This is a genomic window from Caballeronia sp. M23-90, assembly GCF_053574605.1.
The window spans coordinates 1-7,148 of the sequence record NZ_JBSIPA010000350.1; the positions used below are offsets into that span (position 1 = coordinate 1).

General features: G+C 61.4%; 6 protein-coding genes. 3 read left to right on the forward strand and 3 right to left on the reverse strand.

What is annotated here, in order from left to right; genetic code table 11:
• Together ACRXB1_RS26280 and ACRXB1_RS26285 are read left to right on the forward strand one after the other, a co-directional pair.
• On the forward strand, window positions 1–943 hold a 943-nt coding region (locus tag ACRXB1_RS26280), incomplete at its 5' end, for an MFS transporter (RefSeq protein WP_449493699.1).
• A 346-nt stretch (window positions 944–1,289) separates the two neighbouring features.
• Window positions 1,290–3,224, forward strand: a complete 1,935-nt coding sequence (locus tag ACRXB1_RS26285; protein WP_449493700.1) for a SurA N-terminal domain-containing protein — start codon at window positions 1,290–1,292, stop codon at window positions 3,222–3,224.
• An 85-nt stretch (window positions 3,225–3,309) separates the two neighbouring features.
• Here the strand turns inward: ACRXB1_RS26285 and ACRXB1_RS26290 are convergent, their stop codons facing one another.
• Window positions 3,310–3,651 carry a hypothetical protein gene (locus ACRXB1_RS26290; RefSeq protein WP_062000838.1) on the reverse strand — a complete coding sequence of 114 codons (342 nt, stop codon included), beginning with the start codon at window positions 3,649–3,651 and terminating at the stop codon, window positions 3,310–3,312.
• Window positions 3,652–3,816: 165 nt separating this feature from the next.
• Window positions 3,817–4,530 carry an arylesterase gene (locus tag ACRXB1_RS26295; RefSeq protein WP_449493701.1) on the reverse strand — a complete coding sequence of 238 codons (714 nt, stop codon included), beginning with the start codon at window positions 4,528–4,530 and terminating at the stop codon, window positions 3,817–3,819.
• Here ACRXB1_RS26295 and ACRXB1_RS26300 point away from each other — a divergent pair.
• Window positions 4,505–5,206: an ABC transporter ATP-binding protein gene (locus ACRXB1_RS26300; RefSeq protein ID WP_062169908.1), complete on the forward strand. Its 702-nt coding sequence runs from the start codon at window positions 4,505–4,507 to the stop codon at window positions 5,204–5,206. The two genes, ACRXB1_RS26295 and ACRXB1_RS26300, sit on opposite strands and share 26 nt — an antisense overlap.
• 48 nt (window positions 5,207–5,254) lie before the next feature.
• Here the strand turns inward: ACRXB1_RS26300 and pgi are convergent, their stop codons facing one another.
• The gene (gene pgi / locus ACRXB1_RS26305; protein ID WP_449493702.1) at window positions 5,255–6,880 is read right to left on the reverse strand and encodes a glucose-6-phosphate isomerase; all 1,626 of its coding nucleotides are present in this window, start codon (window positions 6,878–6,880) and stop codon (window positions 5,255–5,257) included.
• Between the last annotated feature and the right edge of the window lie 268 nt (window positions 6,881–7,148).

Sequence of the window (7,148 nt, forward strand, 5' to 3'; positions counted from 1 at the left end):
TGCCTGCTCACCCAGCACGTGTTGCATGATGCTGAACGCGCCCGTCAAACAACGCGGCTTCTTCGCGGCGCTGCCGTTCGTCGGCATCTTCGCCGGGCTGGGTCTCGCGACGGGCACGTTCAGCATCATGCAACACGTGCTGGGTGAGCAGGCCATACTTGATTGGGCGTGGCGCATTCCGTTTGTATCGAGCGTAGTGCTGATCGGCGTTGCGGTATGGATCCGGTTGCGCTTGCGTGAGAGTCCGACGTTCCTGAGCCTCGAAGGCGCGCAAGCCGTCATCAAGTCGCCGATGAAAACCGTCATCACCCACGCCCGCCGTCCCGTACTCGCCGCCACGCTGATGCGTTTTGCCGAGCAGGGCGGATCGACGATCTACACCACAGTCGTCATTGCGTTCCTGGGCGGCACGGTCGCCGCGAAGCTGGGTATGAAGCCGTCCGCGCTGAGTTCGATCGGCACGACAGGCGCGCTGATCGCGAGCATGGCCAGCGTGATCACCACGCCGATGTTCGGCGCATTGTCGGATCGGATCGGGCGCATTGCGGTGTATCGCGGCGGCGCGATCTTCATGCTGCTCTGGTCGGTGCCGTCCTGGTACATGGTGAGCACGGGCAAACCGCTGTGGGTCGACATTGCGATGTTCGGCGGCCTCGCGCTCGGCGCGAACAGCATGCTCGGCGCGCAATGCGCTCACTTCTCGGAACTCTTCGGCAACCGCTACCGGTATTCGGGCGTGGCGCTCGCACGCGAACTGGGCGCGGTGCTGTCGGGCGGACTCGCGCCCTTGCTCGGCATCTACCTGATCGGGTTATCGGACGGTGCGTTCTGGGTCATGGGCGTCTACATGGCAGTGTTGTCGGCGATCACGCTGATTGGCGTGTCCTTGTCGACGGAAACCCGCCGGCGCGACCTGACCCTGCTCGATGACGCCGTGCACTGATTTCGCCGCGCAAAACGGGCCCGGATCATTGTTGCGGATCCTGTTTCAGCGGCACGTTTATCGAGTCCGCAGAGGGGGCCGGAAGGGGGGCAAGAAGGGGGGCAAGAAGGGCGCGGATGTTATACTTCGCGCGCTTTACAGAGTGCCCGTTCGTTGACCGAGCGTACTTTCAAGGTGCACCGCGGTTCGTCGAATCGTGCAACGCCTTGACTGATAAGGCTCACCGGCAGGAGGTCGCACCTCGTCCACACCGGCCGAATTCACGAGAAAGGCGAACTCCGGTTCGCCTTTTTTATTGCCCGCTGCTGTAACATCGGGCGTTTCGTATTAGGCAGAATCGTCACGCATGCTCGACTTTTTCCGTAACCACCAACGCCTGATGATGGCCCTGTTGATCCTGATCGTCGTGCCGGGATTGGGTATCGTGGGTGTCCAGGGTTTCAGCAGTTTCTTCGACGAAAACGCAAACGTCGCCAGCGTCAACGGCCACAAGATCACGCGTGTCGAGTACGACGGCGCGATGCGTCAGCAAGTCGATCGCGCGCGCCAGATGCTCGGTGCGCAGTTCGACCCGAAGATGTTCGAAACGCCGCAAATGCGTGCTTCGCTGATCGACAGCCTCGTTCAACAGCGCGTTCTCGCCGATGAAACCCAGCGCCTGCACCTGACCGCATCGGATCAGGCCGTGCGCCGCGCGCTTCTGGCCGACCCGACGATTGCGTCGTTGCGCAAGCCCGATGGTTCGATCGATCTGGACCAGTACAAGCAACTGCTCGCCATGCAGGGCATCACGCCCGAGCAATACGACGAGCGCGTGCGTTATGGCCTGGCTGCCGATCAGCTTCCTTCGAGCATCCAGTCGACCGCGTTCACGTCGAAGACACTGGCGCAGAGCCTGACCGAGATCGCCGAGCAGCGTCGTGACGTGCAGGGCCTCGCTTTGCGCACCGCCGATTACGCCGCGAAGGTCCAGCCGACCGACGCGCAACTCAAGTCCTACTACGACGCGCACAGCGCCGAGTTCACGACGCCGGAATCCGCGAACATCCAGTACCTGGTGATGTCGCCGGCGACCTTGGCGACCGCGATCAAACCCACGGACGCCGATCTCAGGAAGTACTACGACGACAACATCGCGCGCTTCAAGACGCAGGCCGAAGTGCGCGCGAGCCACATCCTGATCACCGCGCCGAAAGACGCGAGCGCAGCCGACAAGGCCAAGGCGAAGGCGCAAGCCGACGCGTTGCTCGCACAAGTGAAGGCGCATCCGGACCAGTTCGCGCAGTTTGCGCAGAAGGAATCGCAGGACCCGGGTTCGGCATCGAAGGGCGGTGACCTCGGGTACTTCTCGCACGGCATGATCGCGGGCGGCAAGGCATTCGACGACGCCGCGTTCGGCCTGAAGAAGGGCGAAATCAGCGGCGTGGTGCAGACGGATTTCGGTTACCACATCATCCAGGCAACCGACGTCAAGCCGTCCGCCACCCAGTCGTTCGACGAAGTGAAGGACCAGATCACGCGTGACGTCACCGCGACGCAAGCCGCGAAAAATCTCGCCGATGAAGCCGAAGGTTTCACGTCGCTCGTCTACGAAAAATCGAAGACGCTGCAACCTGCCGCAGATAAATACAAGCTGCAGATCCAGACCGCGACGGTCGGACCGAAGCCCGACCCGAAGCTGCCGGCCGACAGCCCGCTGAACAACCCGAAGGTCCTGAACGCCATCTTTGCTTCGGACGCGGTGAAGGAGCGCAACAACACGCAGGCTATCGATATCGGCAACAGCACGCTGGTCGCAGCCCGTGTGACGGACTACAAGCCGGCGGCCGTCCCCGCGCTCGACGCGATCAAGGACGCAGTGCGCACCAAGGTCGTCGCAGAGCAAGCCGCGGAGATGGCGCGCAAGGACGGCGCGGCGAAGCTTGCCGACGTGCAGAAATCAAACTCGACGACAGGGTTCTCATCGGTGGCGAAGGTATCGCGTAACGACGCGCAAGGCGTGCCGCCCGCAGCGCTCGCCGCGATCTTCAAGGTGGATTCGTCGAAGCTGCCAACCTACGTAGGCGTCGATCTTGGCGCCGATGGTTACGCGATCTACCGCGTGGACGGGATCGAGAAGCCGGAGCCGGTTGCCGCAGACCGCCTGACGGGTGCGCAGCAGCAGGTCGCGCAGGTTTATGCCCAGGCCGAGATGGAATCGTATCTCGACGCATTGAAGGCGCGCTCCAAGGTGAAGATCAATGCACCGGCCACCAACGCGCCGGCAGAGCAGCCGCAATAAACTGAAGCGTACTCACGCGTACGCAACACAAACAAAAGCCCCGCTGGCCAAAACCAGCGGGGCTTTTTTTATCGCTAAAACCTGCTTACAGGCAGGCCTGGATATCGCCAGTGGCGTCGCTGCCGCCCGCGCCAGCGGCACGGAAGCCGACCCACGAACCGGGGCCCGAATAGTTGGGACGCACGACGGCGGCGGCGCCGTTCGGCGGTTGCTGGCCCGGAACATAGACATCGGCTGCCATGTCGTTCGCGAGCGTGTCTTGCGACACCACTTGTTGCTGTGATTTATCGGCCCATTTCTGCGCGATACATTGTGCGACCACCTTGGGCGGTTGCTGGCTCGTGCCGACCTGGCTGACGTTAGCGGGCGGTTGAGCGGCGCAAGCCGAGATCGCGACGGTCATAGCGAGAATTGGTAAATATTTCACGTTACCTCCTTTCAATGCGCTCACAAGCGGAGCCGGGGTTTTTTCAGGGTTACGCGAAAGTCTTGATGCTGAATCGTGGCCTTTCTTCGCGCATGGCTGAAAGCCGGCTGGGCAACGCGTGACGGGGTTTAAACGTGAATCGCTTCAAAAACGGCTAAATCCCCATCATTTCGATGGCGTGCCCAGCAAAGGTCTCAAAACTGGCCAGACGTTGTTCAATAGCAAAGGCTGGGCCTGAGGGGTCGGATGAATTTGGTCTGCCTGGAACATTTCAGGCTTGTTCTCCATGCCTGCAAGCAGGAACGGGACGAGCGGCACCTGTTTCTCCTTCGATAACTTTTCGTACACGGCGTGGAATTTTTGCGAGTAGTCCGGGCCATAGTTAGGCGGAACGTACATGCCGACGAGTAAAACCTTCGCATGGACCGCCTGCGATTTTTCGATGATCGTGCGCAGGTTGGTTTCGGTGGTGGCTAGCGGGACGCCGCGTAACGCGTCGTTGGCGCCCAGTTCCACGATCACCACCTTCGGCTTGATCCGGTTGAGCGCGGCGGGCAGGCGGGCGAGGCCGCCGCTGGTCGTGTCGCCGCTGATGCTTGAATTGGCGACGCTATAATCGAAGCGCTCTTGCGTCAGCTTCTGGCGCATCAGGTTGACCCATCCTGTATCGCGCGGCAGACCGTATTCCGCCGATATGCTGTCACCCAGCACCACAATGGCCGGCGCCGCGGGCGCGGCCATTGTGGTCTGGGCCAACGCATCGGCCGCTTGTGCCGGCGCCGTGGCCGCGTATCCGACCATCGCCAGCAGCGCCAGCTTGGCGCGTGGTGTCCAGTTCACCTTAAGTCTCTCCATGCCAAACAATATCGAACCAGTCATTGAAGTACGGGGTTTAAGCAAGCGGGTAAAGGACGCGACGGGTGAATTGATCATCCTCGATCAGATCGACCTGTCGATAGAAAAAGGCAGCAGCGTCGCCATAGTCGGCGCATCGGGCTCGGGTAAGTCTACTTTGCTTGGGCTGCTCGCCGGATTGGACAGCGCGAGCAGCGGGTCGGTTCGCTTGCTCGGCCGTGACCTTGGCGCGCTCAATGAAGATGAACGCGCGGCATTGCGCAGCGGGTCGGTCGGATTCGTGTTCCAGTCGTTCCAGTTGATGCCGCATCTGACCGCGCTGGAAAACGTGATGTTGCCGCTGGAATTGCGTGGCGGCGTGCCGCATAAGGACATCACGTCGCGTGCGCGCGACCTCCTCGAACAAGTTGGATTGGGTCAGCGGACCGCGCACTATCCGAAGCTTTTGTCAGGTGGCGAACAACAACGCGTGGCGCTGGCGCGTGCGTTTGTCACGCATCCAGCCATCCTTTTCGCCGATGAACCCACGGGCAGCCTGGACGCCGCGACGGGTTACGCGATCATCGACCTGATGTTCGAGATGAACCGGCGCAACGGCGCAACGCTGATCCTCGTCACGCACGATACCGAACTCGCCGAGCGCTGCGATGCGACGGTGACAATCGAAGCCGGGCGAATCGTGAACAGTTTGAGCGTATAAAAAACGAAGGGCGTACCAGTCTCAAGTGACCGGAACGCCCCATGCCGCTTAGATGCTCTTCAGTGCGGCCTGCGCCCGCGCGATCAGCGCCGACGTCGACGAATCGTGCTTGGACGGATCGGACTTCGAACTGGTGATATCGGCTTCAACGACCTTGCCGAGAATCTTGCCCAGTTCCACGCCCCACTGATCGAACGAATTGATGTCCCAGACCGCGCCCTGTACGAGCACCTTGTGCTCGTACAGCGCAATCACGGCGCCGAGCGTTTCCGGCGTGAGTGAATCGAGGATGATCGTGGTCGTCGGACGGTTGCCCGGGAAGCTCAAATGCGTCGCGAGTGCTTCCTTGCCTTCGCCCGCAACCTTCTTCGCTTCTTCAAGCGTACGTCCGAGCATCAGCGCTTCGCTTTGCGCAAAGCAATTCGCAAGCAGCTTGGCGTGATGATCGATGAGAGGATGCTCCGGCTTCAATACCGCGATGAAGTCGACCGGAATCAGCGTCGGGCCCTGATGCAGCATCTGATAGAACGCGTGCTGGCCGTTGGTGCCGGGTTCGCCCCAGATCACGGCGGCAGTCGGGTAATCGACCATGGTGCCGTCGAGCCGCGCCGACTTGCCGTTGCTCTCCATCTCGAGCTGCTGGAGATACGACGAGAGATACCGCATGGCTTGCGAGTACGGCGCGACCATCACGCTTTGCGACTCGAAGAAATCGCGATACCAGATCCCGATCATGCCCATCAGGACAGGCAGGTTGCGCTCGAACGGCGCGGTCCGGAAATGCTCGTCCATGGCATGCGCGCCGGCCAGCAGTTTCTCGAAGTTTTCAGGCCCGACCGAGATCACGATCGACAAGCCGACAGCCGACCACAGCGAATAACGGCCGCCGACCCAGTCCCACATCTCGAAGACGTTTTCGCGCGCGATACCGAACTTGACCACTTCCTCCGGATTCGCCGATACACCCACGAAGTGCTTCGACAACGCGTCTTCCGGGCAGCCGCTCTTCACGAACCAGTCGCGCATGGAACGCGCATTGGTCATGGTTTCGAGCGTGGTGAACGTCTTCGATACCACGATGGCCAGCGTCTCTTCGGCATTGATGTCCTTGAGCACGTTGTAGATATCGGCGCCATCGACGTTGGAGACAAATTCCGTCTTGATCTCCGGCAGCGCGAGGTGCTGCAGCGCGTGCACGACCATCTTCGGGCCAAGGTCCGAACCGCCAATGCCTATGTTCACCACGTGGCGAATGCGCTTGCCGGTGTAGCCCGTCCACGAGCCGTCGCGAACCTTGTTCGCGAACGCGGCCATCTTGGCTTTTTCAGCGCGGATTTCCTTCTGGAAGGGCGAGTTGTCGTCGGTCGCTCGCAACGCCGTGTGCAGCACTGCGCGATGTTCCGTGACGTTGACGATGTCGCCCGCGAATACCGCGTCGCGCTTCGCTGCGACCTTCGCCTGCCCGGCGAGCTCCACGAGCAGCTTGAGCGTGGCTTCGGTGATGCGGTTCTTCGAGAAATCGACGGAGATGCCGCCGCCGTCGAACGTCAGGCGCTCGGCGCGGGACGGTTTGGTGTCGTTTTGCGGCGCGAACCAGTCGCGCAGGCGCTCGTCACGGATGGCATCGTAATGCGCCTGGAGCGCCGGCCAGGCAGGAAGCGAATTGAGCGTCATAACGGTCCGTTTTTAGAAGGTGGCGGAAAGTGTTGATCATCACGCGCGGCCGGACAGGTTTCACATCGACCGCCTAACGCGAGACAACAAGTATAGCCACGATGGATGAACGATTGCTTGCTTGAGCGTAAAGGCGTGCTGCCGGCATGCCGTGTTTAGTTACGTCGGGTAGAACAGGCGGTTGATCAGCGCGCGAACCTTGGGAGCGAGTTCGCCCGCCGTCAGGCCCGGGGGACAAGGTCCCGCGGGCCTGACGGGGATCCGAAGG